This is a genomic window from Nonomuraea sp. B19D2, assembly GCF_040137845.1.
Lineage (GTDB): Bacteria > Actinomycetota > Actinomycetes > Streptosporangiales > Streptosporangiaceae > Nonomuraea.
The window spans coordinates 1-25,404 of the sequence record NZ_JBEFAK010000028.1 but is presented as its reverse complement, the minus strand read 5'-3'; the positions used below and the strand labels follow the sequence as shown (position 1 = coordinate 25,404).

24 protein-coding genes and 6 pseudogenes are annotated in these 25,404 nt (G+C 67.5%); 13 read left to right on the top strand and 17 right to left on the bottom strand.

The window, feature by feature from the left end:
• Window positions 1-654: 654 nt before the first annotated feature.
• Window positions 655-1,068, bottom strand: coding sequence for a VOC family protein (locus ABN273_RS38240; protein WP_349454041.1), 414 nt, complete (start codon window positions 1,066-1,068; stop codon window positions 655-657).
• Window positions 1,069-1,199: 131 nt separating this feature from the next.
• Between ABN273_RS38240 and ABN273_RS59800 the strand changes: the two are divergent.
• Window positions 1,200-1,421: pseudogene (locus ABN273_RS59800) on the top strand (tyrosine-type recombinase/integrase); the annotation flags it as partial.
• Between the two features lie 99 nt (window positions 1,422-1,520).
• Here ABN273_RS59800 and ABN273_RS38235 read toward each other — a convergent pair.
• The gene (locus ABN273_RS38235) at window positions 1,521-2,099 is read right to left on the bottom strand and encodes a dihydrofolate reductase family protein (RefSeq protein WP_349454039.1); all 579 of its coding nucleotides are present in this window, start codon (window positions 2,097-2,099) and stop codon (window positions 1,521-1,523) included.
• A 338-nt stretch (window positions 2,100-2,437) separates the two neighbouring features.
• Window positions 2,438-3,631, bottom strand: coding sequence for an MFS transporter (locus ABN273_RS38230; protein WP_349454036.1), 1,194 nt, complete (start codon window positions 3,629-3,631; stop codon window positions 2,438-2,440).
• An 87-nt stretch (window positions 3,632-3,718) separates the two neighbouring features.
• Between ABN273_RS38230 and ABN273_RS38225 the strand changes: the two genes are divergently transcribed.
• The gene (locus ABN273_RS38225; RefSeq protein ID WP_349454035.1) at window positions 3,719-4,177 is read left to right on the top strand and encodes a winged helix-turn-helix transcriptional regulator; all 459 of its coding nucleotides are present in this window, start codon (window positions 3,719-3,721) and stop codon (window positions 4,175-4,177) included.
• Window positions 4,178-4,598: 421 nt separating this feature from the next.
• Here the strand turns inward: ABN273_RS38225 and ABN273_RS38220 are convergent, their stop codons facing one another.
• The 4 genes from ABN273_RS38220 to ABN273_RS38205 form a co-directional block, all read right to left on the bottom strand.
• Window positions 4,599-6,221 (bottom strand): thiamine pyrophosphate-binding protein, encoded by a 1,623-nt coding sequence (locus ABN273_RS38220; protein WP_349454034.1) that lies wholly within the window; start codon window positions 6,219-6,221, stop codon window positions 4,599-4,601.
• Window positions 6,222-6,241: 20 nt separating this feature from the next.
• Window positions 6,242-7,348, bottom strand: a complete 1,107-nt coding sequence (locus ABN273_RS38215) for an FAD-dependent oxidoreductase (RefSeq protein WP_349454033.1) — start codon at window positions 7,346-7,348, stop codon at window positions 6,242-6,244.
• Window positions 7,349-7,846: 498 nt separating this feature from the next.
• Window positions 7,847-8,722, bottom strand: a complete 876-nt coding sequence (locus tag ABN273_RS38210; protein ID WP_349454032.1) for an alpha/beta hydrolase family protein — start codon at window positions 8,720-8,722, stop codon at window positions 7,847-7,849.
• Between the two features lie 45 nt (window positions 8,723-8,767).
• On the bottom strand, window positions 8,768-9,064 hold the full coding sequence (locus tag ABN273_RS38205; RefSeq protein WP_349454031.1) for a hypothetical protein: 297 nt from the start codon (window positions 9,062-9,064) through the stop codon (window positions 8,768-8,770).
• On the opposite strand from ABN273_RS38205, the gene ABN273_RS38200 reads away from it, so the two are divergent.
• Both ABN273_RS38200 and ABN273_RS38195 read left to right on the top strand, forming a co-directional pair.
• Complete coding sequence (locus ABN273_RS38200; RefSeq protein WP_349454184.1) at window positions 8,949-9,203, top strand: TetR/AcrR family transcriptional regulator; 255 nt, start codon at window positions 8,949-8,951, stop codon at window positions 9,201-9,203. The genes ABN273_RS38205 and ABN273_RS38200 overlap by 116 nt on opposite strands.
• 1,215 nt (window positions 9,204-10,418) lie before the next feature.
• Window positions 10,419-10,973 (top strand): ArsR/SmtB family transcription factor, encoded by a 555-nt coding sequence (locus ABN273_RS38195; RefSeq protein WP_349454030.1) that lies wholly within the window; start codon window positions 10,419-10,421, stop codon window positions 10,971-10,973.
• A gap of 195 nt (window positions 10,974-11,168) precedes the next feature.
• Here ABN273_RS38195 and ABN273_RS38190 read toward each other — a convergent pair whose 3' ends face one another.
• Window positions 11,169-12,023: an SGNH/GDSL hydrolase family protein gene (locus tag ABN273_RS38190; RefSeq protein ID WP_349454029.1), complete on the bottom strand. Its 855-nt coding sequence runs from the start codon at window positions 12,021-12,023 to the stop codon at window positions 11,169-11,171.
• Window positions 12,024-12,088: 65 nt separating this feature from the next.
• The gene (locus ABN273_RS38185) at window positions 12,089-13,282 is read right to left on the bottom strand and encodes a hypothetical protein (RefSeq protein ID WP_349454027.1); all 1,194 of its coding nucleotides are present in this window, start codon (window positions 13,280-13,282) and stop codon (window positions 12,089-12,091) included.
• Window positions 13,283-13,998: 716 nt separating this feature from the next.
• On the opposite strand from ABN273_RS38185, the gene ABN273_RS38180 reads away from it, so the two are divergent.
• From ABN273_RS38180 to ABN273_RS38170, 3 genes are all read left to right on the top strand, one after another.
• Entirely contained in the window at window positions 13,999-14,409 is a 411-nt protein-coding gene (locus ABN273_RS38180; RefSeq protein ID WP_349454026.1) for a TraG/VirB4 family ATPase, read from the top strand.
• A 361-nt stretch (window positions 14,410-14,770) separates the two neighbouring features.
• Window positions 14,771-14,935 carry a hypothetical protein gene (locus ABN273_RS38175; protein WP_349454025.1) on the top strand — a complete coding sequence of 55 codons (165 nt, stop codon included), beginning with the start codon at window positions 14,771-14,773 and terminating at the stop codon, window positions 14,933-14,935.
• A 76-nt stretch (window positions 14,936-15,011) separates the two neighbouring features.
• Window positions 15,012-15,326, top strand: coding sequence for a hypothetical protein (locus ABN273_RS38170; protein ID WP_349454023.1), 315 nt, complete (start codon window positions 15,012-15,014; stop codon window positions 15,324-15,326).
• A 213-nt stretch (window positions 15,327-15,539) separates the two neighbouring features.
• On the opposite strand, the pseudogene ABN273_RS59795 reads toward ABN273_RS38170, so the two are convergent.
• Window positions 15,540-15,674: pseudogene (locus tag ABN273_RS59795) on the bottom strand (galactonate dehydratase); the annotation flags it as partial.
• 114 nt (window positions 15,675-15,788) lie between these two features.
• Between ABN273_RS59795 and ABN273_RS59790 the strand changes: the two are divergent.
• Both ABN273_RS59790 and ABN273_RS38160 read left to right on the top strand, forming a co-directional pair.
• Window positions 15,789-16,094, top strand: coding sequence for a GMC oxidoreductase (locus tag ABN273_RS59790; protein WP_502911189.1), 306 nt, complete (start codon window positions 15,789-15,791; stop codon window positions 16,092-16,094).
• Window positions 16,095-16,226: 132 nt separating this feature from the next.
• Entirely contained in the window at window positions 16,227-16,688 is a 462-nt protein-coding gene (locus tag ABN273_RS38160; protein WP_349454020.1) for a hypothetical protein, read from the top strand.
• 47 nt (window positions 16,689-16,735) lie between these two features.
• Here the strand turns inward: ABN273_RS38160 and sigJ are convergent, their stop codons facing one another.
• The 3 genes from sigJ to ABN273_RS38145 form a co-directional block, all read right to left on the bottom strand.
• Window positions 16,736-17,743: an RNA polymerase sigma factor SigJ gene (gene sigJ / locus ABN273_RS38155; protein WP_349454018.1), complete on the bottom strand. Its 1,008-nt coding sequence runs from the start codon at window positions 17,741-17,743 to the stop codon at window positions 16,736-16,738.
• Window positions 17,740-18,252 (bottom strand): SDR family oxidoreductase, encoded by a 513-nt coding sequence (locus ABN273_RS38150; protein WP_349454017.1) that lies wholly within the window; start codon window positions 18,250-18,252, stop codon window positions 17,740-17,742. Before ABN273_RS38150 ends, sigJ begins: the two co-directional genes overlap by 4 nt.
• Window positions 18,253-18,549: 297 nt before the next feature.
• Window positions 18,550-18,987: a hypothetical protein gene (locus tag ABN273_RS38145; protein WP_349454015.1), complete on the bottom strand. Its 438-nt coding sequence runs from the start codon at window positions 18,985-18,987 to the stop codon at window positions 18,550-18,552.
• A gap of 429 nt (window positions 18,988-19,416) precedes the next feature.
• Between ABN273_RS38145 and ABN273_RS38140 the strand changes: the two are divergent.
• A pseudogene (locus ABN273_RS38140) lies at window positions 19,417-19,755 on the top strand (FAD-dependent oxidoreductase); the annotation flags it as partial.
• Window positions 19,756-19,843: 88 nt separating this feature from the next.
• Entirely contained in the window at window positions 19,844-20,815 is a 972-nt protein-coding gene (locus ABN273_RS38135; RefSeq protein ID WP_349454014.1) for an FAD-dependent oxidoreductase, read from the top strand.
• Window positions 20,816-21,590: 775 nt separating this feature from the next.
• On the opposite strand, the gene ABN273_RS38130 is transcribed toward ABN273_RS38135, so the two are convergent.
• From ABN273_RS38130 to ABN273_RS59785, 4 genes and pseudogenes are all read right to left on the bottom strand, one after another.
• Window positions 21,591-22,484: a DNA-3-methyladenine glycosylase family protein gene (locus ABN273_RS38130; protein ID WP_349454013.1), complete on the bottom strand. Its 894-nt coding sequence runs from the start codon at window positions 22,482-22,484 to the stop codon at window positions 21,591-21,593.
• A complete protein-coding gene (locus ABN273_RS38125; protein WP_349454011.1) occupies window positions 22,481-22,912 on the bottom strand; it encodes a MarR family winged helix-turn-helix transcriptional regulator in 432 nt (143 codons plus the stop codon). The genes ABN273_RS38130 and ABN273_RS38125 overlap by 4 nt, the downstream gene beginning before the upstream one ends.
• Before the next feature lies 1 nt (window position 22,913).
• Entirely contained in the window at window positions 22,914-23,318 is a 405-nt protein-coding gene (locus tag ABN273_RS38120; RefSeq protein ID WP_349454010.1) for an SRPBCC family protein, read from the bottom strand.
• Between the two features lie 272 nt (window positions 23,319-23,590).
• Window positions 23,591-23,716 (bottom strand): annotated as a pseudogene (locus ABN273_RS59785) (helix-turn-helix domain-containing protein); the annotation flags it as partial.
• Window positions 23,717-23,942: 226 nt separating this feature from the next.
• Between ABN273_RS59785 and ABN273_RS38110 the strand changes: the two are divergent.
• Together ABN273_RS38110 and ABN273_RS38105 are read left to right on the top strand one after the other, a co-directional pair.
• Window positions 23,943-24,662, top strand: a pseudogene (locus tag ABN273_RS38110) (recombinase family protein).
• Between the two features lie 481 nt (window positions 24,663-25,143).
• Window positions 25,144-25,404, top strand: a pseudogene (locus ABN273_RS38105) (hypothetical protein); the annotation flags it as partial.

The window sequence follows — 25,404 nt, the reverse complement described above, 5'->3', positions numbered from 1 at the left end:
GCGACTCCACCGCCTCCGGAGTCGTGGGCGTGGTTTTGTCGATCATGATCTGCTCATCACCGATGCGGCACCCATGAACTGCGGCGGGGCTCCGGGATCGTTGGCCGACGTCCGCGAGAGGGTCGCCGCGCGGATTGCCACACCTTGTTGATGCATCTCAAGAGGTCATGCAAGAGCAGCGGGCCGTGGACACCTTTCTCCTCTGGACGTTCGCTCCGAGCGCCGCGACGGCGACCCGGAGGTGTGCTCGGTGGCGCTGCACTACGTGGGCGCGGTCCTGCAGCCACTTCCCCTACTGACGTGAGAGCTCGCCGACTTCGTCGATGAGGGCGCCGGTGGGGTCGGGATCGACGAGGGTGGCGCGCCCCCTGGCACCACGTCAGCGGCGGCCTACCCGACGTCACGCTCTGTTCCGTACGAGCCCGAGATGCGGTTCCCGGGCGAGCCGACGTCTCAAGACCGGCCTGGATGGCTAAGGCCTCGTCCGACAACGCGTGGTGGTTCGGCGTCGACACGATCCCGCGTCGACGCCGAACCTACTCGTCGGCACCGGTCACGCCGGTCACGCTGTGGGACCATCCGTCCAGAGGAGTCCGGCCGGCGTGCCCGACAATCGCCGCGTCGCCCACAGTCGCCGGAGGCTTTCCTCGGCGGCTACTCCGCGTAGGGCTGGTCCGTTCCCTGAGCGCTGTAGCCGAGACTCCAGATGTAGCCGTCCGGGTCCGCGAAGGAGCCGCCGTACCCGCCCCACGGCAGGGCGCCGGCGGGCTTGAGAATCGTGCCGCCGGCCTTCCCGGCCTCCGCGATGATCTCGTCGACCCGCGCCTCACTACGGACGACATAGGTGAGGACCAGCCCGCTGAAGCCGCTGCCTTCCGGGCTCGTGCCCACCTGGTCGGCCAGGCCGTCGCGACCGTAGAAGCCGACCAGCGAGCCTCCGTCCGATTCGAAGAACACCGAGACGCCGTAGTCGTCCTTGACCTTCCAGCCGAGCCCCTCCGTGTAGAACTGCTTGGCCCGGTCCAGGTCCCGGACGCCGAGGAGGATCGAGCTAACATGCGATTTCATGCCTTGTCTCCTTCGTGGTTCAGGGATGCTGCACATGCGGATCAGGCTAGAAACGGCCCCGTACCCGGCGCTTCTTGATTCCTGATCGGTTTGGTCACCTGTGCTCCGCACCTGACTGCAGCTCTGGACCCATGCCGGCGACAACCGGGCCCTTATTCCTCAACGCCAAGGGCGGGCGGCTGACCGCCCGCGCCGCCGGCGGCATCATCCCCGAGATCGCCCAGAGATCTGGCCTGGACGACTCCACGACCGCGCACGTCCTGCGCCACACGCTCGCCACCACTCTGGTCCGCGGCAAGACCGGCCTGGTCCTGGTCGCCGAGAGCCTCGGCCACGCCCGCCCGGAGACGAACCGCCGCTACAGCTTGCAGCCTGACAAGGACAAGGAAGACGCCCTCAAGCTGGTCACGGTGGCGCGGTCACGCGCTGCGAGGCAGCGGGCGTCAAGGGCGTCAGGGCTTCAGGACGCGGTAGCGCAGGTGGGTCACCGACCCGGTGCCCGCGACGGGTTTTCCCTCCGGGACCAGCTCGGCCCGCTCCCCGGCGAACAGCGGCGTACCTGCCCCCATCAGCAGGGGGACGAGGTGGAGCCATACCTCGTCGAGCAGGCCCGCTCTGAGCAACTGCCGGGCGACGTCCGCACCCAGCACGAGGACGTCCTTGTCCCCCGCGGCGTCCTTGGCACGTCGGACTGCGGCCTGCAGCCCATCGAAGGCGAACGTCCCGCCGTTGTCGCCGAGGAGGTCCTGCCTGGTCCGGTGGGTGACCACGAAGCTCGGGACGCCGGGCCATGGTGTGCCGCCCCAGGGGACCACGCCGAGGTCGAAGGTACGCCGTCCGATGACGGCGGCCCCTACCGCCGCGTCCACCTGTCGGCGGATGCCGATGTCGACCCCGCCGTCCGGCCCGTTCCCGGCCATCCACTCGTGCAGCCGTTCGCCGCCGTCCCCCATAGGCTCCTCCTTCCGGACATTCGGCCCCGCCGTGAACCCGTCCAGGGACACCGACACATCCAGCACCACCTTGCTCATCGCGAGCCTGCCTTTCGCTCCACCGTCGCCGCCATCCGGCGCCGTCATGAGAAGGTCGGAGCCGATCCGGCCGTCTTGACACCACGACGGAAAGATCAGTGGCAATGACGTGAACGTGGACGGCCGTGGACGCCGGCTTCTCCGATGAGGATGCCGCTGAGGGCGCGTCCCACCGGCCATCTGCGGGCGCGGCGCAGGGCCGCAGCGCGTGTGACGAGGGCGTGGTCGTGTAGGGTCTCGCCTCGCTTGACCCGTCGAGCCGATGCCCGCCGGCCAACGCTGGGCGCGTCGGTCCGCGTACGCGATCAACTCGGGTTCGGCAAACGGGTCAGGTGAGGTCATCGCGTGCCTGCCTTCACGGATCGGAGGTTCGCGCTATCGAGGGGTAGTCGCCTGCCGGTCGCCCAGACGGCCAGCGCGCAGGCCGCGAATCCGGCCCCGAGAAGACCGGAGCCCGCCCAGCCGTGGGCGGTGAAGATGGCGGTGGTTGCGGCTGCGCCGAGGGCGGAGCCGAGCGAGTAGAAGACCATGTAGCTGCCGATGACGCTGCTGGTACGATCCGGATGCGCGGCGGTGAGCAGGTGCTGGTTGCTCACATGCACGGCCTGGACCGCGAAGTCGAGAACCACGATTCCGACGATGAGGAGCCACAGTGACCACGGCAGCTGCGCGATCGCTGCCCACGAGAGGATGAGCAGGGTGAGCGCGAGACCGGTGACCGGGGCCGCCCGTCCTGCGTCCGCCCACCGTCCCGCGCGTGCCGCGCCGAGTGCGCCGGCGAGTCCGGCGATGCCGAACAGTCCGATCTGGCTCTCGCTCAGCTGCCACGGCGTGTCCGCCAGCGGCAGCGACAGTCCGCTCCAAAGCGTTCCGAACGATGCGAACAGGAAGAACGCGATGAGCCCGCGCGTCAGGAAGATGCGCTGCCGGAACAGTCCGCCGAGCGAGACGACGGCCCGCCGGTACCCCGCAGGCCGGTTGGGGCGCTCCTCTGACGGCAGTATGACGAGGACGAGGGCCGCGAGCCCGAGTGACAGCACCGCGAGCACGGCGTAGACGCTCCGCCAGCCCCACACCTGGGCGAGCGTGCCGGTGACGATCCGCGCGCCCAGGATGCCGACCACAACGCCCGAGGTCACGACACCGATGTTCCGTCCGCGTTCGGCAGGCGCCGAGACCGACGCGGCGTAGGCCACCGTGGTCTGCACCACGACCGAGAACACCCCAGCCGCCGCGAGCCCCACGAACGCCACCCATGCGGCTGACGCCGAGGCCGTCAGGATCATGCCCACTGCGGTGAGTGCCAGGTGCACGGCGATGAGTCGGCGCCTGTCGACCACATCGCCAAGCGGCACCAGCAGCACCAGCCCTGCCAGATAGCCGACCTGGCCGGTCGCGACGATCCACCCAGTGAGCTCTGCCGGCACACCGAGATCGCGGCCCATCGGCTCCAGAACCGGTTGCGCGGCATAGATGCTCGCCACAGCGACACCACACACCACCGCGAGCAGCAACCGCCGCCACACGTCCATCGCACTCCAATCCAATCAGTAGCAGATTGCAACTAATTTGACCGTAGGGCATGATGGTTTCAATCTGCAACCCATCGGGGAGGTGTCATGTCGCGCACCGTCACGCGCGCTCCGGACTCCGGCTGGACCGACCCCGAGTGCCCCGTCGCCCGCACGCTCGACCTCGTCGGCGACAGGTGGAGCCTTCTCGTCATCCGCGACGCGATGGACGGGGCACGATCGTTCACCGAGTTCCAGCGACGCACCGGCATCGCCCGCAACATCCTCACCGACCGCCTCCGCAAGCTCATCGCTCACGGACTCCTCGCCCAGCGCACCGCACCATCGGGCCGCCGCCAGGAATACGTGCTCACCGACGCCGGCCGCGACCTCTTCCCGGTCATCCTCACCCTGCGACAGTGGGGAGAACGCCACGCCTTCGCCCCCGGCGAGACCCACTCCACGCTTGTCGACCAGCACGGCGCCCCTGTGCCGGAAATCGCGCCGACCAGCGCCGACGGCACCCTTCTCGACACCGACACCACCCACGTGCAGAAGATCCGGTAGAAAGCAGACCCTCGGCGCCTTCAGACCTCGCAGACACCCCGCCCCCACGCGCCCGTCAGAGGAGTCGGCCTGCGGAACTCGAGGTCGAGGTCACCGACGTCGAGCGAGAGGATTTCCTCCACTCTGGCGGCCGTCTCCTGGAGGAGCCGCCGTAGAACCCGTTCCGCAGCGAGCGGCGGTCGGCGGCGAACAACTTCACCAGCCGGGCCTGCGGGATGACGCGAACGCGGCAACCGCTGAACACCCCATGGCATCCACCATCGCCGACCACAGGCCCTGGCGAGCCCACTCGTCGGGCGGGGCCTGCGGACGGCTCTTCCCGCCGGGGCGGGCACGCTGATCGGCGGCCGGGCCATGTTCCAGAGCAGGTCCCCTCGACGAGGACCACTGGCGCACGCCGTTGGGGGGAGCTCGGCGCGCTCTAGGAAAGCTCGGCCGGCAGGTCGCGCGGGTTGACCCTCGCGACGATCAGGGCCGGGGCGTTGGACGCCTTCGCCGTACCGAGGGCCGTGTCGAAAGCCGCCGCGGTGTTGACCGCCTGAGCGGACTGCAGGCCGAGCCCGTTCGCGAACTTGACGAAGTCCCACCTGTTGAGCACCACGTACGGTTTCGGCTGCGCGTTGGGATTGCTGAAATACGTGTCGTCGATGAGGAACTGCTCGAACGCGTAGATGCCGTTGTCGATGACGACGAAGACCGGGTTGCGCCCGTATCGCACGATCGTGGAGAGCGCCTGCGCGGTCATGTGGAAGCCGCCGTCGCCGCAGATGACCAGCGGTCGCCTGCTCGACCCGAACGACGCCCCCACCGCGGCGGCCACCGAATGCCCGATCGAGGCCCACACGGCGCCGCACATGAACGAGTCGCGCCCTTTCACCGGCAGGTTCGCGGCCGAGGAAATGCCGATGAACGTGTCGGGGACCACGAGCCAGGAACTGTCCAGCGCGGCGCCGATCCGCTCGAACAACTGGCGATAGGTCAACGGGCCCGCAGCCGGCGCGGGCGGGGGCGGATCCACCGCGGCGGGTACGAGTGCCGGCGGCGCCTTTGCGGCTTCGGTGACGAGTGCCGTGACAAGGGCACCGATTTCCGCGTTCTGTTTGGGGCCGCCCTTGATTCTCACCTTGCCGTCATAGGCTGAGACGATGCGGTTGCCGGCGCTCGTCACCAGTGGCGCGAAGCCGCTCGGGAAGACGCAGCCGAGCATCACGAGCAGGTCGGCGCGCTCGACGGCGTTCGCGGCGGCGGGGGTCGAGTTGGGCGGGGCGTACACCCCGACCCAGCCGTTGCCCTGCTCGGCCAGCGCCGACTTCGCGAGCAGTTGGCTCGACCAGCGTATCCCGAGCTTCGCGATCAGCTCGGCGGCCTTGTCCGCGAGTCCGTAGCGCTGGATCTCGGTGCCGACGAGAATGAGCGGCGACGTCGCGTTGCGGATCAGCCCGACGATCGTCGTCGCGAGTTGCGTCTCGGTGCCTGCCGCGGGATTGCTCACTGACAGCGGCCCACTCGGCATGGGACAGGCAAGTTTCCAGATATCCCGGTTGATCTCGATGTAGACCGGCCGTTTCTTCTTGACCGCGGTCGCGATCGCGTTGTCCACCAGAGTGGGCACTTCTGAAGCCTGGCCGGCGCGCGCCGCGGTCGCGGTGACGAGCTTGTACGCGGCCAGGTCGGCGTCGGGCTGGCCGGTGGAGTGTGAGAACAGGACGTCGAAGTCCTTCAGATTGTTGAGGTTGCGGGCGTTCGGGCCGCCGTTGATGACGACGACCGGGCTGCGTTCGACGAAGGCTCCGGCGATGGCGTTCAGCATGCTCAGCGTGCCTACGCCGTTGGCCACCGCGACCGCGCCCAGACCCTTCGTCCGCGCGTAGCCGTCCGCCGCGTAACCGGCTTCGAGGTCGCTTGCGGTGACGACCGGTTTGATGTTGTGCGCGCCCACCGCGTCGAACAACGGCGCGCAGAAGGCAGCCGGCACGCCGAACAGCGTGTCGACCCGCTGCTGGCTCAGCCGTTTCAGAATGTAGTCGGCGACGGTGAAGACCATGGTCATCCCTGCGGTGAGGCTCAGACGGTGACGGGCAGCGGCGGGTTGACCAGCCGCGCGTTACTCGGGTGGTGAATGTGGAAGTCGGGCATCGCCACGGGCGCCGCCTGGCCGAACAGCGAGGCCATGTGCCGGACCAGGGTCTTGCACAGGTCCGGCTCGGCCACCTCGCTGTCCGAGCACTCCTCGAACGTGGCGCCGATGACGACGTGATCGGCGCGCGGGAACATGTAGCCGTCCTGTCCGTAGAGATATTTCAGCTCGGGCTGCGCCGGCAACATCGCGAGCTGCCCCTGGATCGGGACCACTTTCTCGTCTTTCCACAGCCTCTTCGCGCCCACCCCGGTGCAATTGACGATGAGCTTCTCCGGCAACGACGTGAGCACCTCTTCCTTGGCCAGGAATTTACGTTGCACGAATGTGACGGCGGCTGCTTTCAGATCGCGTTCCAGCCGAGGCAGGAAAATGGGTGTCTCGACCAGCAGCGTCGTATATTTGAAGCCCGGCTGGGTGTGCCCTTCGAACGGCAGCCGGTCCAGCGAGACGCGGGCCGGCAGCAGCCCGGGCACGAGTTGCTCCACGAGTTCGAGACCCGGCGTCCTTTTCCTGCTGAAGTTGGGCACCTCGGAGACGCCGAAGCCCTTGCCGATGCTGTTCTTGAAGGTCGTGTGGGAGGTCCTGATGATGTCCCTGAGCTCGTTGTCCTTGCCTTCGTGCGCGACGACGGACACGGCCCACTGGCCACCGGCCTTGAACGACGTGGTCTGCACCGGCCTGCGGTGCGCATAGATCGTGACCTTGAGGCCGAGCTCGCGCAGCCGGGTGGCGGCGGTCAGCCCCATGACGCCGGCCCCGAGCACCGCGACCTCCGTGTCATGCGACGTCGCGATGCGGTGCTGGACGATCTCCTTCACCTTGGCTGCGCAGCCCCAGCTCATCGTGATGCCGGCGCCACCGTGACCGTAATTGTGCACGATGAACTTGCCGGACGACAGCTCGGTGTCGAGGCGATAGGAACCTTCGCGGTAAGGCCTGACTCCCGCGATGCACGCACACGGCACATCTGGATCGAAAGCGAAATTTGGGGTGGGTAGATTTGGTACGGCGTTCGCGCGCTCGGATGGCATCCTGTCAACGCTCCAATTACCTTCTGGAAGGCTGTCCGTCCGAATGTCTACCCCTGGTCACGGTGGCGGACTCACCGGATACAAGGCTTTGACCTGCCGTATGCTGTTTCCGCGAGATCGCGTTGGGCGATATGCCACATACATCACCTGGGGCGTGTCAAAATAGGCGGACGAAACGGATATTCGCCGCCTGCGTGCCGGGGACGTTGACGGCGGCTCAGGCTTCACCCGATCTGCTCGCCCGCCGCGAGCGCGCCGAAGCGGAGGGCTGGATCGGTGAGATCGAAGGCGTCGACCTCACCCTTACATTCCTTCGCGCGAAACGGACGAGACCCAACGCCGAGCCCAGCGTCCGGCAGTCGACCTCGGTATCCCCACCGCCCGCCGGGCGAAGGAGGATCAGTGAAACGCCAGGCCAGTTCCGGTGCGCTCACACCTGAGACGGCCCGAAGTCGGCGACCTGTTTCGGCAACACTTGAGGGCTTGCGTGGGAGGACGTCAGGTGAGTTGCCGCAGGAAGAAAGCGGCCGCCTCTTCGCCGACCCGGGTGCGGGCGGTCGGATCCGCCGGGTCCGGCCCAATGAAGTCCTCGTGGCGGACATCAGGTCCGACCGAGCAACCGTGCGCCGTGGGGATGTGCTCCAGGTAGGGCCTGATGTGGTCGTCGAACGGCACGATCGTGTCGGCTCCGCCCCACCGGATCTCCACGGGCACATGCACACTTTGCATGCTTTCTGCCGTTACGGACATCCCGTCGCTGGGAGCCACTTGGAAGACGGCCTGCACGCGGGGATCGGACAGATCCGTCCCCGCAATGCTCAACGCCGCCCTGAGTTCGTCCTCCGATGCCTCCGACACCATCTTCCGCAGCGCCTCAGACAGTCCAGGGAACTCCGGAACCACCGGCAACGGCACATGCCCCGCCACAACGGCCTCCAAGATTTGCATGTCCAGCCGCGCACCGGCCAGCGCCGCCACGGTGTAACCGCCCAGGGAAAAGCCGGCGGCGCCGACCGGTCCCAGCGTCTGCTCGCTGGCCAGAACATCAAGAGCGAACGAGATGTCCCGGGGCCGCTCCCAGATGAAGCAGAAGCCCTCCGGATCGTAGCCGTCGACGAGGTTGTTGCCGTGGTGGTCGACAGCAGCCACTTGGAACCCCGCCTCGGTCAGCGGTACGACCAGCCACTCCATGTCGCCCCCGGAGCCTCCTGTGCCGTGCGAGACGACAACCAGCGGAGCGGGTACGGCTACCGGGCGCCGCGGTTCCCACAGGTAGAGCCGAACGGGACGCGGACGATCCGGCTCGCGAAGATCCCGGCGCGACGTGTCGGACAAAACACGTATCTGCGGCTTTTCCCACTCAAAGATCGTCATGGCGACAGCGTAGCGAGACCACCGATCGACCTGATCCTCACCGTCCTAAACGCGAAACGCGATGAGGCTGAGCGCCAGGCAAGACGGCCGATCATCAGCTGCGGCATCCCATCCCTGCCACCCCGCACGAGACAAGAGCCCAGAGCAATGATCATCCATGTTGCCAAGATCGGCCAGGTGCAGATAAGCACCTGCGAGGTGAAAGAAGCTCCAGACGAGGCAACGGCTGGTCGACACGGCGCTCAGGCTGTTCGCCGAACAGGGAAACGAGCCGACCACCATCGCGCAGATCACCCAGGTGGCCGACGTGGCCAGGAAGACGTTCTTCCACCACTTCCCCACGAACCGCTACGGCGTGATCGCGTCGGCGGCCGGCGCAGGCTTCAGTAGTCGCCGTCCCAAGGGCGCCAGGGCCAGCCACATGCACAGGACCGCGAACGGCATGATGGCCTGGCGGCCGGGTCCGTCCAACACTTCGTAGCTGATGAACAGGACCAGGGTGGCCAGCACGAGTGCCAGGGTCGTCGTGCTGATTCGCCTCAGGATGGCCAACTGAATGATCAGGACCAGGAACCCGAGGTAGACAAGCTGGGTGCCGAATCCATACAGGATCGGCTCGGCTGCCGGGATGCTCCGGATCTGCTGGTCCAGGGCCTCCAACTGTGCGCGGTTGTCGGTCGCGAACCCGACATACAGGTCGACGAGCATCTCGGCGATGGAGGCGGTGACGCTGATCAGCGCCACCGCCAGACTCGCTCTGGCGAGGATCTGCCCGGCACCGCGGCTTCGTACCTGGCGAAACAGTTCGACGCAGGCGATCGCCAGCATCACGAAGCCGATGAGCCACACCGTATGCGCGATCGTCGTCCATGGCTCGACTCCTTCGTTGCCGCCGAATCTCATGAAGGTCCAGCCGCCGAGTTGCCCCACCGGCGCCAGGATGAGTGACCACCCGGCGAGGGTTCGCCAGGTCATCGTCCCCGCCCGGGTCCGGTCGGATGGGCTGCGGCGCAACAGTTCACGCCCTACTGGCAGGAAGGCCAGCCACAGGATCAGTGCCGATCCGGCCTGCGCCAGCCGCAACGGGATCTCCACCAGCAGTTCGGCGCCGTTGACCAGTACCGCCACGGTCACCAGGATCGCGAAGAGTGCGGTGCCCTTGCCCTGCGCCGCGAGATGTATCGCCTGCACGGTCAGTGCCAGGAACAGCAGCGCCGGCCCGACGTCGTAGATGGCCGCCTGCACTCCGGGCAGGTCGTGGATCTGGCTGCTCAGCGCCCGCATGTCGGTGCGGTTGCCGGTGGAGAAGCCCACCACCAGATCGATCACCATCTGGATGAGCAGGCAGCCCGCGCCGACGACACCGATGATCAGCGAGGCGGTGGCCGGCATCCGCCCTCCCGAGGTGGTGTCCTTGGCTCGTCGATACAGCTCGACGCAGATGATCGCGTACATGATGTTGCTGACGGCCCAGGCGATGTGGGCCAGGGTCCAGCCGGGTTCCTGGCCACCGGTACCACCCAGGCGCATCAAAGCCCAGCCGGCCAGGACCAGCAGCGGTGCGGCGACAAAGGACAGCCCGACGATTCGCTTCCAATGCATGGGGCCCGACCCTAGCCTTGCAGAATTTTTTCTGCAAGTTCTTCTCTGCATAAAGTTTTCTGCACAATGGTCCCGGTGCGGCTAAGCTGGTCAGATGTCAACCGAACCGGTCATGCACACCCCGGCGGCGATGAAGGCGCTCGCCAGTCCACTGCGGCGAGAGATCCTCAGGCATCTCGCCAATCACGGCCCGGCCACCTCCACCACGCTGGCCAAAGCCATGGGCCAGAACACCGGGACCACGAGCTACCACCTGCGGATGCTGTCCGACACCGGTTTCGTGACCGAGCTGCGCGAGCGCGCCAAAGGGCGGGAACGCTGGTGGGACGTCGTCAAAGCCGACCGGCGGATGCCCGCCCGCGAAGAACTGACCGATGCCGAACAAGACCTCGCCGAGCGATTGGGCGACTCCAAACTCGCCGAGGACCTACGGCTGCTGTCAGCCTTCGCCCACAACCGGGACGAGGCCGGCGACTGGCAGCAGGGCTCCCGCGCCAGCACCTTCATGACCAAAGCACAGCTCAAGGAATTTCACGAGGAGTACCTCAAACTGGTGCACCGCTTCGGCTCCGACCGCGACAACGCACCCGCCGACGCCCGGATGATCCTGCTGCGCTGGATCGGTTTCCCCGACCCCCGCGGCTCCTGACCACCTCGGCGTCTCCCTCCTCAGCGGCGCCGCCGGCGTCTGTGACACCACCACCCGCAGTGTCCGCACACGACCCCAGCAACACCGACGATCTTCCATCGCCCGGGGTGCTGTCACCGCCTGTACGCGGCCATGCGCAAGATGATGACGACAGGACCAGTTTGATCAAGAGGCATCTCATGGATGCTTCGTCCTTCATAGCAGGGATCCGGCGAGCGGGATGTTCTGCGTTCGCAGGGCGCCGGTGACCAGCCGGGCGATCCGCCGGGCGCCGTACGCCTCGAAGTGCGTGTGGTCGTTGCAGAAGAATTGTCCGAGCAGCCCGGAGGTGTAGTCACCGTTGTTGGGGCACAGGCCCAGAGAGTTGTAGTAGTCGACGCTGAGGGTCTGCAGGTCGATGACCGGGGAGCCGGTGGCGGCGCCGGCGGCGTTGGTCTGGGAGACGTAGCCGCGGTTCTTGACCGCGGTGCTGCCCGAGCAGGTGATGGCCGCGACGGCGGTGAGCAAGACCGGGTGGGCGCCACGGGCCAGCGCCGTCTGCGCCATCATCGTCATGAGCTGCTGGTAGCGCGTGGTGCCGACGTGCCGGGGACAGGTGGTCGAGCCGTCGTTGATGCCGAACTGGATGAACAGGTAGTCGCCGGCCTTCATGTTGGTGAGCACCTGCTGCCACCGGGACGAGTAGGTGGTGGAGCTGAGCACGCACTCGCCGTTCGAGCCGATGGTGGAGGTCACGTTGCCCTCGTACAGCCAGGTCTGGATGCTGCGCCCGCCGACGGCAAGGTTGTTGACCACGATGTTGCTGTGGAACAGCGAGTCGAACTCGGTGCCCCAGCCCACGGGGCAGGTGCCGCTGGGGTTGGCCATGGTCGAGTCGCCTGCCAGCCAGACGGTGGTCGTCGCCATGGCGGCGGTTGCCGCCGTGGCAGCCGTGCCGGTCCGGGCGCTGCACGCGGCCGAGCCGAGCGCCGCGGCGGAAGCGGCGTTCGGGGCGACCAGCGACAGGGATAACGTCAGGGCGAAGACGATGAGGAGGCAGACCTTACGCATGGTTTCTCCTGTCAACGGGAGTGGAACCGCGCCGGCAGCCGCGGCGGACTGCCGGCGCGGCCGGTTCAGCACCAGGTCAGCGTCGAGTTGACCCGAGTCACGTTGCTGATCGTGTTGTTGCTGCCGGTGCAGGGGCTCCACCTGATGTTGGTGTTGGAGACCGTCAGGTTCTGGAACCGGATGCCCGACGACGGAGCGAACTCCGTGCGGGCCGCGATGCGGACCTCGCCGCCGCCGCTGATCGTGCCCGACACCCCGGCGATGACGACGTTGTAGCAGTTCTCCACCAGGACCGAGTTGTTGCCGGTGTTGGCGATGTCGACCCGGTCGATGGTGGCGCCGCCGCTCTCCGAGACGCAGAAGATGCCCCGGCCGCCGCCGCGTGCCTTGACCGTGCCCACACGGATGTTGTTCGGGTAGGAGCTGCCGACCCGGCCGTTGCGGTTGGCCATGCGGAAGGCCGCGTACCCGGTGCCGGCACCGGCGTTGTCGGCGTCCACGGTGCCGACCGTCGCGTTGATGGTCTGGTTGAGCAGCAGCCCGGACTCGCCGACGCTGCGGGCCGTCACGGTGCCGACGGTGATGCCGTCGACGCCGTAGGTCTCCATCGCATGCGAGCTGGCTCCCTGCACGTACACGTTGTCGACCCGGACGTTGCGGGTCCACTGGCTGGTGTCGCCGCGGTTGTCGATGCGCACGCCCAGGCCCGAGCCGAGCCGCATGTCGATCTGGCCGAGCCAGACGTTCGTGACGTTGCGCAGGAAAATGCCATACACCGGGGTACCGGTGACGTTGAGGTAGGGAACCTCGATGTTCGTGGTGCCGCGGGAGTAGACCGGCGCGTAGTCGCCGGAGCCGGAGCCGGTGACGTTGATGGTGCCGCAGACCGACAGGGAGGTGTAGCTCGGCAGCGAGATCCGGGTGCCCGCGCTCATCGTGCCGTTGCCGCGCACGACGACGCGCTGGATCGAGGTGCGCCCGGCCGCGAGACTGCCGATGCCGGCCTGGACCGCCGCCCGGAAGTCGGTGCCGGTGTAGACGCTGCTGCCGGCGCTGTTGCGGGCGGTCCAGGTGCTACCGCTGACCGTCACCTGCGACTGGAAGGTGCCGTCTCCGCAGGCGGCGAACGCCGGGGACGAGCCGAGCACGACACCGGCCCCGGCGCCGGCCGTCAGGGCGGCGAGCGCAGTGGTGACTCGGGTGAGCAGGCGAGGCCGTCCCTTGGACGAGCGTAACGCCGTGGGGGTGGCTGTGGTCATGGGGGTTCTCCGTGGATGATTCGCGAAACGGGGTGCGGAAGACTGTGCTGAATCGTTTCAACACGGGGCCTGTCGGGATGGCTTGTACAGTCCGGCGCAGTCATGGCCGGCGCCCGGGACTGAGGCGTCCCTCGCCGATGGAGTCACTGATCACGTCGGCGTGCGCCACGGTAAGCGCTTTCCAGAACCGCATGAACGTCTCCCGTGGATTGGAGGATGGGAGATGGCGACCGCGCCTTGCCGCCAAGCGCGCACAGCTTCGATAAAACGTTTCACACCGCCTTGCCACCGCGACATTAAGGATGGATGGCGATCGTGTCAAGCAATGTGTCAGGCAGCGCCGGGCCACCGGGTCGCGACTCGGCATTCCGCGGCGCGGCCCCGTGAACGTTTCATGCGGGGGCAGTGCTGGATGTACGACGAGCGCGGTCGGCACTGCGCCTGCCGAAACCCCGTCCGTGCAGTTCAAGCGGCATGTGAGTACTGGAGGAACCCCGCCGAACCGATCTCGTCGGCCTATGTTCAGGTGATCTATTCGCTTCGGATCGTTGATCGGATCCGGGACGGTACGCCGTCGACTCGCTGCGCACGACGCGCAGCTTCGACACCACCGCCCTGGCCGCTGCCTTCCCGTTCACCTCATCTGACCTCGCGGCTCCGATCGGCGATACCGGAGTGTTGTACGGGCTGAGCGCCACCGGTTCCGGCGTCATCCTGTGGGACCGCTACAACCAGGACAACCACAACTCCATCGCCCTGGCCCGCTCCGGCGCCGCTTTTTCACCAAACTCGAAGCCTGGCTGCTGATGAAGGAGCCTGAGGGCGCCCGTTTCCTGTTCCGGATGGCCAAGGCCGCGCGGAAGCACTGGGCTGGGCTGGCGGTCGTCACTCAGGATGCCGCCGACTTGCTCGGCTCGGAGCTGGGGCAGGCGATCGTCGCCAATGCCGCCAGCCAGATCCTGCTCCGCCAAGCACCGCAGGCCATCGGCGCCGTCGGTGACGCCTTCGACCTCACCGACGGTGAACGCCAGTTCCTGCTCACAGCTGACCGGGGCGAAGCCCTGCTCATCGCCGGGCCCGCGAATCGAGCAGCGCTGAGCATCGTGGCGTCGCCCGCTGAAATCTGAGGCCCACCGTGCGGAGTACGTCACGCGTGGACGCAGGAAGCCTCCTGCGGAGTGCCGCCCAGCTGGCCGCGGCCACCGCGGGCACCCACCGCCGGCCGCCAACCCGTTCGCCTGCCATCTCCTGGATGGCCGGGAAGACGACCTGACCGGCGGGCGGCTACCTGGTGGGCGTGTGGTGAGACGGCCGCCGCGGCACTCGTCGCCGCCGGTGTCACCCATCTGATCATCGCTCGGGGTGGCCGTGGCCGTACGCGCGTCGGCGGCTGGGCCGAGTTTGGGGATGGCGGCGGCGAAGACCAGACGACGCGTGGGTGCCTCGGCCCAGCCCCAGGCGGCGATGTCGTCGAGCATGTTGCGCAGGGTGAGTGCCGCTGCTTGGGCGACTGCCCGCCGAGACGGTGCGGCCTGCCCCCGGCCCTGGCTGCTCGCCGTGTCCAACTGCCGACTGGTCTTCACCATGCTGGCCTCGCTGACCGTCATCGTCCTACTCCTGCTCCCGCCGGCCCGCGCCTACTTCCGCACGTGACGCGGCCGAAGGCGCCTGTCAAGAACTCACGCTCCCACTTGTCAAGAGCGGTCCCGACACGCGATCATGAACACCCGTGACGAAAAAGATCATTTCCAGCGTCGCCGGCATCGTTCTCGGGGCCGCCACCCTCGTCGGCGTCACCGCCTCCCCCGCAGCCGCAATAACCGGCTGCTCCAAGACCGCGAGCAGCAAGCACTCCGTGAGCGTCAAGTGCACCAAGGGGGAGGGGAACTACTTCCGGGTCCACGGCTACTTCTGCTCCACCTCGAACTGCCAGTGGCTGCCGGGCAGCCTGGCCAAAAAGGGCGGCACGAGCAAGGCCACCAGCAGCGGCTGCTACAGCGGCATGTGGGACGTAATCGGCTGCTACAAGAAGGAAGACTGCTGAACCACCAGGCCTGGGCCTCTCCTTGAGGTCCAGGCCCCTACCTGCTCTCGACCCGCTGATCCGCGCCAAGTCGGGGCGGGTTGCGCGACCGCGATGCCGGTGGGCAGGACGTCGCGGAAGTTCCACCGGGAGTAGAGCCGTTCCCCGGTGGCGAATCGGGATGCTGGTGGCGTCGGTGATCCGGCGCATGCCCCGCGCGAAATCCGGCAGCACCGGCTCCTCCACGAACAACGGGAGCAGCGGCAGGATCCGGCGGGCTGCCGCGATGCTGAAGTGGTCGTGGAGGTCCAGCGCGATGTCGACGTCGTCGCCGAGCGCGTCGCGCCGGATCTCCACGCGGCGTGCCATCGCCCGGATCTCGGCCGCGTGTCGGCGCACGAGCGAACGTGCGCCAGCGCGTATGGATGAGAATGCACCGTTCTTGATGCGCTGACACTTCGCAGTCGCCACGAGTCCGACGCGATGAGCTTGCGGGAGATCGCAGCCGAGACCGGGCCGAACCGGCGGACGGTCGCTAAATACCTGTCGGGCCACATCCTCGGTGGCGCCGTCGAGGAGGGTGCCCAACAATCGGCCCCGGCGGCGGGTGGTGAACGAGGTCACGAGCGGCCCCGATCCGGCCACGGGGGCCTGGTCGACAGCACGGGGCGAGTGCACGGCAGCAACAACCTCTGGATCATCGACGCCTCGATCATGCCCGTGATCCCTCGCGCCACGCGACCAGGACGAGGTCCGTCTTGCCGCAGACCAGGGTGGTGGCGGCGATGATGCTGCTGCTGCTGGCCGCGCGGGCGGTCAGCCGTCTGCCCTTGACATTGAGGAACAGGGCCCGGTTGTCGTCGGCGTGGGGCGCGTGACCGGAACCTCCAGCAGATCATCGCCACGTTCGACGAGCTGGGCGTGCGCCCGGGAGTCCAGGACCGGCGTGCGGTCAGCGCGCTGGCCGACCTGGACCCGCAGGACGTGCGCATGTTGCTCGGCCTGATGCGGAAGGCGTACGACATCGCGCCTGGTGAGACGCGGTGGCTGTCAGCCGGCAGCCCGCTCGACACCAGGTATGCCGACCCGGAGTCGCAGGCGTTGAGCGCTGAGCTTGTCAGCGAGGCGGGCGGGATCGGCTTCCCTCCGACCCTGCTCGGCTTCGCACAGGACACGACGATGGCGTGGCTGCTGTCGTACGAATCGCCGGACACACGCGACGCCTACCGGCGCGAGATCGCGCGGTGGTTCGCGTTCTGCACCGAAACCGGGCTCGACCCGCTCAAGGCGCGCAAAAAGCACGGCGACGCCTACAAGCGGTGGCTTGAGCTCCAGGCCGAGGCGCCGATCCCCGCGAAGACGATGCAGGCAATCCCAAGTTGAGCAATGGCTCGGCGCTCGGGCTCGTGGCCATGATTGGTCCGATCGTCCTAGCCACCCCGCTGATCGCGGCCCGGGTCCGATGGGCGAGCCGGGCGTTGCTTGGCGGCCGGCTCGCGGGAGGTGCCGGAGCGCGGATTTGCCGTGAGGCGCAGGTCATGCGATTCGTCATGTCGAGAGGGTCGAGGCAGCTTGGAGGGGGCGCGGATGATGTCGATGCGGCTGATGCGGTTCTCGAGGAAAGTCAACGAGACGACGCTGGTCAGCGAGTCGCCGTCGAAGAAGCCGAGGCCGGGGGTGCCGTTGACGTTGAGGATCTTCGCGTGCTCGGACGGCTTGAGCATTCTGATCGCTCCGCTGAGGAAGCGCGCCACGTTATCGGCGCCGTGCACGGGACGGCGGGCAGCGGTGACCTGGCCGCCACCGTCGCTGGTCAAGATGACGTCGGGGTCAAGCGCCTCAAGCAGGGGCGCCAGGTCGCCGCCGACTGCCGCCTGCAGGAACCTTGCCACGGCCACGTTGTGCTCGATGGTGCCGACTGTGACGCGTGGTGCCCGGGCGTTGATGTGCGCGCGGGCGCGGGCCGCGAGTTGGCGGACGGCGGCAGGTGTGCGGCCGACCGTCTGCGCGACGTCGGTGAACCTCATGCCGAATAGGTCGTGCAGGACCCAGGCGGTGCGCTCGGCCGGGGTCAGCGTCTCCAGGACGACCAGGAGCGCGTAGCTGATCGTGTCGTCGAGGGTTACCCGGTCGGCCGGGTCCTGTTCTGTCGGGCCGAGTTCGATGATGGGCTCGGGCAGCCATGGTCCGAGGTAGAGCTCACGGCGTCGACGAGCAGAGCGCAGCGTGTCGAGGGCGGCACGGGCAACGGTGGTCGTGGCGAACGCCTCCACGTCAACAACCGGCTCTCGGCCGTCCGCGACGATCAGACGCAGCCAGCATTCGGAGACGACGTCCTCGGCCTCGGCATGGCTGCCGAGCACGGCATAAGCCACACGGACGAGGCGTGGCCGGACCTGCTCGTAGGCAGCGGCGAGTTCACTCTCTCGGGCGTTCACGGCCGGTCCCGTCTTGGCGTGCTGTGAGGTTCGGCGCTGCGGTCTCGACCGTGGGCGGGCGCCGGCGTCTTGCCATCGGTGGCGACCCATTCAGCGAAGGTGATCTTGCCGCGTGGCCCGGGCTCAGTGGGCAGCAACCCGCCGCCGGCCATGGCCTTGCCGACCGGGCCGGGCAGGCGCACCGGGATGACGAGCCGGTGTTCGCCGCGCGCTCGGAGCAACCGGCGCACCAGGTCCGGCATCGTGTGGCGTCCGGGACCGGCGAGCTCTGGAGCCAGACCGATGGGTGTGCTCCTCCGCGCGAGCTCGACCAGGGCTTCGGCGACCTCTCGGGCCGCGATGGGCTGGCTGAGCTGCTGGGGCACGAACACGAACGGTCCCCCGCGTGCCAGCATCTGCGCGGCGAACTCGTAAAACTGCGTCGTCCGCAGCACGCTCCCCGGGACCCTTCCAGAAAGCACCAGCTCCTCCTGACGCCGCTTGCCGAGATAGTAAACCCAGGTCCACACGGTCGCTGCCCACGATCGAGAGGGCGACATGATGGACAGCTGCCGCCCGCTCGCCCGCTGTGAGCAGGTTCGTCGTAGCGGATTCGAAGAACGCGATGGCTTGCCTCTTGGCGAGGGTGCCCACATTGCTCACGTCGATCACGGCCGTCACGCCATGGAGCGCTTCTCCAAGGCCCGCCCCCGTGGTCAGGTCGACGCCGGTCGAGCGTGCGAGCACCACCGGGGTGTCGCCGGCGGCGTGCACCGCGTCCACAACCAGCCTGCCGACCCAGCCAGTGCCCCCGGCCACTGCGATCTTCACGTCTTCCCCTCTCCATTCACGCTGACGGACGTCGTCGGCCGGGTGGGCAGGAGCAGCAGTGCGGCCAGAACGACCATTCCGCCGAGCGCGATGATGTTCGCGATCTTGTCGACGGTTTCGTAAATGTCCAGGTGCAACATGTGGAAGACGAAGTGCGGGATGCTGAACGCCAGCCATGCGGCCCCGGCCAAGCGCATCGTCTCCGCTCGCGGGCGTACCGTCGCCCAGGTGCTGACGAGCAGCATCGAGAGGAACAGGCCGCCGGTGTCGCGTGTCATGTGCTCGTTGTAGGGGCCCAGCGCCGATACCCAGTGCCGCCCGGGTAGCGGGAACGAGGTGTAGAACGAGTGGGGAGCGAACTGCGCCCACACGCCGATGCCTGCCGCTGCCACTGCCAGCACGGCGGCAAGTAGTCGTTTAGTGCGGAGCTTCATACACATTGGACGAGACCGTCTTGCCGAAATGTGACACCGGCTGGGACTCGCCGTGGTCTCGCGGCCCCATCAGGCCGCAGGCCGCCAACCAAGGGGGTCGTCTGCCACCGTCTGGGTGACCTGGTAGCCGGGCTGGCTGAGCAGTCGGCGGGCAGCGCGCACGATGGGCGGAGATGCCCATCCCCCGCCGCCCAGAAGGCATCCACACCACCGCTTCACGTCCTGCAGGTGCGTCCGGGCTCGGCCTGCGGCACTGAAGGGGTGTAAGGCTGGCATCTCCGTGCGTGAAATCAGCTGGAGGGGCTCAGTGAGCCCTGGGGTTATTTCTTAGCCGAGTCCACACCGGTCGAGTGATCTGTCTCACACGCTGTTATAACGGTCGGCCACGCGGTGCCTTGATGCCGAACGCCCAAGAAGCAAGGAGACACCATGACTGGGAACACCGATGTGGTGGTGGTCGGCGGCGGATACGCCGGCGTCCTGGCAGCCAATCGCCTGATGCAGCGCGACGACGTGACAGCGACGCTGATCAACCCGCGCCCGACCTTCGTCGACCGGATCCGCCTGCACCAACTGGTAGGCGGGTCCCACGACGCGGTCGTCGATTACCGCGACGTCCTGGCCGAGGGTATCTGGCTGGTGGTCGACACCGTGACGCGGATCGACGCGGCCGAGCGCCGCGTGATGCTGGCGACCGGTGACACCATCGGCTACGACTACCTGATCTACGCTGTGGGAAGTGGCAGCGCCGACCCGGGTGTGCCGGGAGCGGCCGAGTTCGCGTACCAGATCGCCAGCCTTGAGGAGGCTCAACGTCTACGGGGGGGTCCTCGACGCCGCTCCCGCAAGGGCAGCGGTGACCGTGATCGGAGCGGGTCCGGCCGGCATCGAGACCGCCGCCGAGCTGGCGGAGGCCGGCCGGGCCGTGACGCTGGTGTGCGGCGGGGTGCTGGGCCCGTACCTGCACCCACAGGGGCGGCGCTCGGTCGCCAAGCAGCTGGCCCGACTCGGTGTGACCGTGCTCGACGGCCCCGACGCGACGGTGACAGCTGTGACGCGCGACGCCGTGCAGCTCCGTGACGGCCGCGAGCTGCCGAGCACGGTGACCATCTGGACCGCCGGGTTCGGCGTCCCGGACCTGGCCGCGCGCAGCGGGCTGAGGACCGACGCCGTGGGCCGCTTGCTCACAGACGAGACGTTGGCCAGCGTGGACGATGGGCGCATAGTCGCGGCCCGGGGATTCGGCGGCACCGACTGGCCGTTCATGGCCCTGGTGGGCGTCGAGCAGGCCTTCACGCTAACCAAGCTCATCCTGTCCGTGGGCCTGCCGCTGTACGCGGTCACCGCGCTCGGCACCCCACCCGCCGTGCTCGGCATCCTCTACACGATCAACACCCTGCTGGTCGCGGCCGGGCAGATGGGGGTGCGCCGCCTCCAGCGGCACGCCCGCCGCACGCACGCCATGGCCCTGTCCGGCGTGGTGTTCATCGCCTCCTGCGCCCTGTACGCCCGCCGCCCTCCTCCCGTCCGGCCCGCCACGCATCGCCGCCGTGGTGGCCGCTACCCCCGTCTTCACCCTCGCCGAACTCATGCACGCCACCCCCTCCTCCCTGGCCGCGAGCGCCGCACCCCCCGCCCCGCGCGGCCGCTACCTGGCGGTCCACCAGATGACCTGGTCCGTGGGCCAGGTTCTGGCGCCCGCCGGGTTCTCGCTCCTGCTCGGCGTGGCACCACCGCTGCTGTGGGGCCTGCTCGCCACCCTGCTCGCGCTGGGCTCGGCAGGGCTACTGCGCCTGTCGGCCAGCCTGCCCACGGAAGCGGTCCTTGACGTCAAGCGCATCGACCGCTTCGCGCACTAGGTTACCGACGATCATGCTCCGCCAGGATCCGCTGAGGTTGCGTGACTCGTTGGTAGCTGAAGCGGCTCAACTTGGACCACCGTCGTGCTCACAGCACGTAGTGGGGCAAGAGCCATACACGATCTTGTTGTCTCATGATCCAATTTGACTGATGCGAGGCGATCGCTGGCTATTGGCCGTCGCCGTCATCGATTGGGGCGATCGGGTACCCCTGCCTTCTACGCTGTGGCTATGCCTTAGATAGCTGGGCTGGCGACAAGGTAACCCGCCACAAGCGAGTATCAGCCCACTTACGTACCTACCCGTTGACCTCACGGGGACGGTCTGAACCTAAGCAGCCTGTCCGCTGCAAGGCGGACGATCAGGCCAGCCTCGCCGCTTTCGCTGTTCGGCTTGTGGCCCTGAGCTCCAGCCCCGCCTCACGCCCAAACCGTCCCGTACGAACCGGACGATCGCGTTGAGCGTGCGACGATTGCCCCTCCGAAACTCGGCCGCGTATTGGCCGTGAGAAGCCGTAGGACACCGATGATCACCGTAGATAACCGGACACAGCGCGAGAGGCCCGTCACCGCGTTTCCGCTGGTGACGGGCCTCTTCCCGCTGGTATGGCAGGCGCAAGGTTCGAACTTGCGTAGGCTGAGCCGACGGTTTTACAGTCCCGTCGCGATAGGCCTCTGACCTCCTCTTTTCCTATAGCGATGGGCGTCTCGGGAACATAGTGGGTACGATCAAGCTCTGAGCGCACTACAAGATCGCCTCCTTCCCTCGGTCTTGGATGTGCGCAGGGCTGAGTGGTCGTTCCGTGCGCCAAGCACGGGGCCGGGGGCGCTTGGCGGCCACTCGGAGGTAGTGGGCCCAGTAGCCCTGCCAGGGTCCGTAGCGTTCGGCCATCGCGCGCAACTCGTGCTCGCTGTACGCCTGGCCGTAGACCCGCTGGGTGGACAACTTCAGTTCGTTGTCGATCGGCGCCTCGTCCATTCGGCCGAGGCCGCGGATGAGGATGAAGTTCGCCGACCAGGGCCCGATGCCCGGCAGGCCGAGGAGGAAGCTTTTGACCTCCTCGTACGGCCCGTCGCGCAGGAACGGCTCGGACACTTCGCCCCAGGTTCGCAGGGCGGCGTGCAGTCGTGCGCCTTTGCGCGGGTCTTTCACCAGGGTGGTCAGCCGCTCCTCGGGGATGGCCAGGAGCTGGTCGAGGTCGGGGAAGGCACCGTGCTCGTTGCCGACGTGCTCGACCAGGGCGGCCTTGGCACGCGAGGCGACCGACATGGGTGTGCGCTGACACAGGATGGCCCAGACCAGGTTCTGCACGGGAGAGGGGAACTTGACCTGGTGGTAGCCGCGCAGTCGTGAAACGACCTGGGCGAAGCGTTCGTCGGCGCGAGCGTAGAAGGGGGACAGGTCGTCGTCGAGGCTGAGGTAGAAGCGGACCCGGTCGGACAGCGCGTCGAGGTCGGGGGTGAGCTCCAGCCCGGCCTCGGTGGCGGTGACGCGGGCCAGGACTGTTTGGCCCGCCACTCGGAAGGCCTTGGTCAGGGTGTCGGCGGTGAGCCGCTGCTCGCCTGCGGTGGGCGGGAAGCGGCGCAGGAAGGCGAGCGAGGCGGCGAAATTGAAGGGGCCGCGTGCGGTGAGGATCACGGCTGTCTTTCGGCAAGTTGTCGCAGGATTGTGACGAGGCCGGCCGCTTCGGGCACGGTCTGGAAGAACTCGGCGTCGGCCCGCTCCACCTCCTCGACGGCCCGGCGGATCAGGTCGCCGCCCTGGCTGGTGACGCGCAGCAGACGGGCGCGGCTGTCAGCGGGGTCTGGCTCGCGCACGAGCAGGCCCTTCTCCTCCAGCTTGCGCACGACCTGGGAGGTCATCTTGACGTCGGTGTCGGCGAAGGTGGCGACGGCGAGCTGGTTGGGCAGCTCGCCGTGCCGGTTCAGCCACTCGGTGCTGGCCAGCAGGACGAACTGGACGTGCGTCAGATCGAAGGGCGCCAGCGCGGCGGCGATGGTCCGCTGCCAGCGCAGCGTGGTCCGCCAGAGCAGGAATCCCGGGCTGTCGTCGGGCCCGAGCGCCATCTCAGGACGCCTCGGCCAGTTTGATCAGGGCGGCCATGGCATCGGGGACGTCGGAGGTGACCATCGGGCCGATCTGCTCGGCGCCCGGGCCGATGATCTCGACGCGGTGGGTGACGCGGGTGCCGGCTCCGGCATCCTCCAGCTTGTGGATGAAGCGCAGGGTCAGCTCGCCGACGACGGTCTCATCGGTGAACAGCTCGTTGGTGAGCAGCTCGACGATGCGGAATCGGACGGTGTCCTGGCCTTCGGGGGTCATGGTGCCCTCCGCGCCCACCTCGAAGGGGCCCTCCAGGTTGATCTGGAGGACGCTGGTGTCCCACGCGGTCCAGCCGTTGACGTCGGCGTAGAGGGCCCAGATCGCAGCGGTGGGGGCGGTGGTGTCCATCGTGTGCTCGTAGGCGTACATCTCGTGTTCCCTTCACTGAAAAATCTGTGCGTAGACTATCTGCGCGCAGATTTTATGTGCAACCCCTACAGCCCAGGACTGGTTCTGGAGCGAAGTGCCCGTCCAGAGATTCCCATCGAGCCGACGCCAGTTGGTTCCTCGCTTGCCGTGAGGCCCGATCGAGGAGGGCCTTGCGGAACTGATCGCCCAGGCTCGTTCGGTGGGCACCGCGGTTGGCGATCGCGATGGACTTCACCGGGGTCTCTGAAAGATTGCTGGCCCACAACCGGCCCGAGCTCCAGGGCGGCCAGCTCGTGACGAGATCTGATGCCGAGCTTCGGATAGGCCTTGTAGAGGTGGTATTCGACGGTCCGATGGCCGAGGAACAGCTGCGCCGCGATGTCGCGGTTGCTCACGCCAGCCGAACGATCGAAGCTCCTGGGGATGCCCCGATGCGGGCCCCGATCCCGGCGAACTCCGCGTGAAGCGCCATCTGCGGCGACAACCGCGCCGACCTCGTCACTCCGCAGATGGCGCAGGACCTATCCATCATCGCGAACGGCGGGCTGACCAGCATCACTTGACTGGTCTCTTCGTTCGCCGGGGCCGAAGACGCGCGACCCAGAGCATCAGAAGGCATCTGGGATGAACCGGTGTTCCGTAAGGGGATCCCTCAACGGAACACCACCCGGGCCGGGCGGACACCCAGGTCGGGGTGTTCCGTATAGGTGTTCCGCGAACTGTTCCGGTGAAGGCCCCCTATCCGGAACACGTAAACGCGTGAACGGGACCCGGGTCGGCTACGCGCGCTGCTCCACCGACGAACAAGACGTCATCATCCAGACCGAGCAGCTCCTGGCGCTCGGCGTGCCGCAAGACCGGATCTACATCGACCGCGGGTTCTCCGGGACCAGCCGCCGCAACCGCGCCGGCCTCGATCAGGCCCTCGCCGCCGTATGGGACGGCACGGTGTTCACCGTCACCAAGTTCGACCGGTTCGCCCGCAACATGGCCGAAGCCAACGACCTGCTCACCGACCTGTCCAGCCGCGGCGTCCACTTCGGCCTCGGCGCATCCGTCTACGACTAGAGCGACCCCTTCGGCCGGCTCTTCTCCCAGACCCTCGCGATGGCCGCGGAATTCGAAGCCAACATCGGGCACCAGCGCACCCGCGAAGGCATGGCCCTGGCCAAGAAGAACGGCAAGCTCAAGGGCAAGCAGCCCAAACTCCCCGAACCCGCCCGCCGCTCCATCCGCCGCCGCTACGCCGAAGGCGAGGTCTCCCTCGCCGACCTGGCCACCGAGTACAGCGTCGGACGCTCCACCATCCACCGCATCATCAGCGGCCCGGACAACCCCAGGTAGAACGCAGGATCACCATCTACTCTGCCCCTCGCCGTAGCTATAGGAGTTCTGGGCCTCACGCCGCCTGGTCGACGACGGCATCTCGGTCACCGAAGCCGCCCGCACTCTCAAAATCGGCCGCTCCACCGCCTATGCGGCACTCGTCGGACGCTGACCAGCAGCTATTCCACCCGCATCCCGCAATTGCCCCTTCGGCGCCCTAGAAAGATCATTCTCATCGATAACGGCCGTCCGCCGGTTCCTCAACCCCGGGGAAGTCCCAGAGTCCTCTCGATCTCGATCCCGTCCAGTTGCCGGACGGTGTTCTGATCAACGCTGGAGACCCTGATGTAGCCGACGCGCACCGTCGTGGCCCTTTCCACGTCCTCAAATGTCAGGTTGGACTCTAAGAACCGAGCAGACAGGCGTCAAGAAACTGGGAAATGGAACCTATCTTGACGCCGTTCGCCTGCAGTCTCGAGTGTGGTGTTGGGGTACACCCTTGCCGGACAGGCCACAAGCGAGGGGCATTTGCAGGGCGGCGGCCGAGGACGCGGTCAGACCTCTGGGCTGGCGGGGGCTGCTTGACGCCTGGGACGTGGCCGGTGCGGGCGACGGCTTCACCTACAGCGTGAGCAGGCCGTACCAGCGCATCGACTACGTCATGACCTCTCGCGACATCAAAACGACCTCGGTGGCCGTCATCGGCACCGAGGCCTCCGACCACTTCCCCATCGTGGCCGACCTCGAACTCCCCCACCCC

What these genes read in the sequence shown, in the direction of transcription:
- ABN273_RS38190 (WP_349454029.1), bottom strand. Translation starts at nt 12,023, where the DNA reads ATGCGTAAGGTCTGCCTCCTCATCGTCTTCGCCCTGACGTTATCCCTG.
- ABN273_RS59790 (WP_502911189.1), top strand. Translation starts at nt 15,789, where the DNA reads ATGAGCTTGCGGGAGATCGCAGCCGAGACCGGGCCGAACCGGCGGACG.
- ABN273_RS38230 (WP_349454036.1), bottom strand. Translation starts at nt 3,631, where the DNA reads ATGGACGTGTGGCGGCGGTTGCTGCTCGCGGTGGTGTGTGGTGTCGCT.
- ABN273_RS38125 (WP_349454011.1), bottom strand. Translation starts at nt 22,912, where the DNA reads ATGGCGCTCGGGCCCGACGACAGCCCGGGATTCCTGCTCTGGCGGACC.
- ABN273_RS38120 (WP_349454010.1), bottom strand. Translation starts at nt 23,318, where the DNA reads ATGTACGCCTACGAGCACACGATGGACACCACCGCCCCCACCGCTGCG.
- ABN273_RS38195 (WP_349454030.1), top strand. Translation starts at nt 10,419, where the DNA reads ATGTCAACCGAACCGGTCATGCACACCCCGGCGGCGATGAAGGCGCTC.
- ABN273_RS38185 (WP_349454027.1), bottom strand. Translation starts at nt 13,282, where the DNA reads ATGACCACAGCCACCCCCACGGCGTTACGCTCGTCCAAGGGACGGCCT.
- ABN273_RS38145 (WP_349454015.1), bottom strand. Translation starts at nt 18,987, where the DNA reads ATGAAGCTCCGCACTAAACGACTACTTGCCGCCGTGCTGGCAGTGGCA.
- ABN273_RS38225 (WP_349454035.1), top strand. Translation starts at nt 3,719, where the DNA reads ATGTCGCGCACCGTCACGCGCGCTCCGGACTCCGGCTGGACCGACCCC.
- ABN273_RS38215 (WP_349454033.1), bottom strand. Translation starts at nt 7,348, where the DNA reads ATGCCATCCGAGCGCGCGAACGCCGTACCAAATCTACCCACCCCAAAT.
- ABN273_RS38235 (WP_349454039.1), bottom strand. Translation starts at nt 2,099, where the DNA reads ATGAGCAAGGTGGTGCTGGATGTGTCGGTGTCCCTGGACGGGTTCACG.
- ABN273_RS38210 (WP_349454032.1), bottom strand. Translation starts at nt 8,722, where the DNA reads ATGACGATCTTTGAGTGGGAAAAGCCGCAGATACGTGTTTTGTCCGAC.
- ABN273_RS38220 (WP_349454034.1), bottom strand. Translation starts at nt 6,221, where the DNA reads ATGGTCTTCACCGTCGCCGACTACATTCTGAAACGGCTGAGCCAGCAG.
- ABN273_RS38240 (WP_349454041.1), bottom strand. Translation starts at nt 1,068, where the DNA reads ATGAAATCGCATGTTAGCTCGATCCTCCTCGGCGTCCGGGACCTGGAC.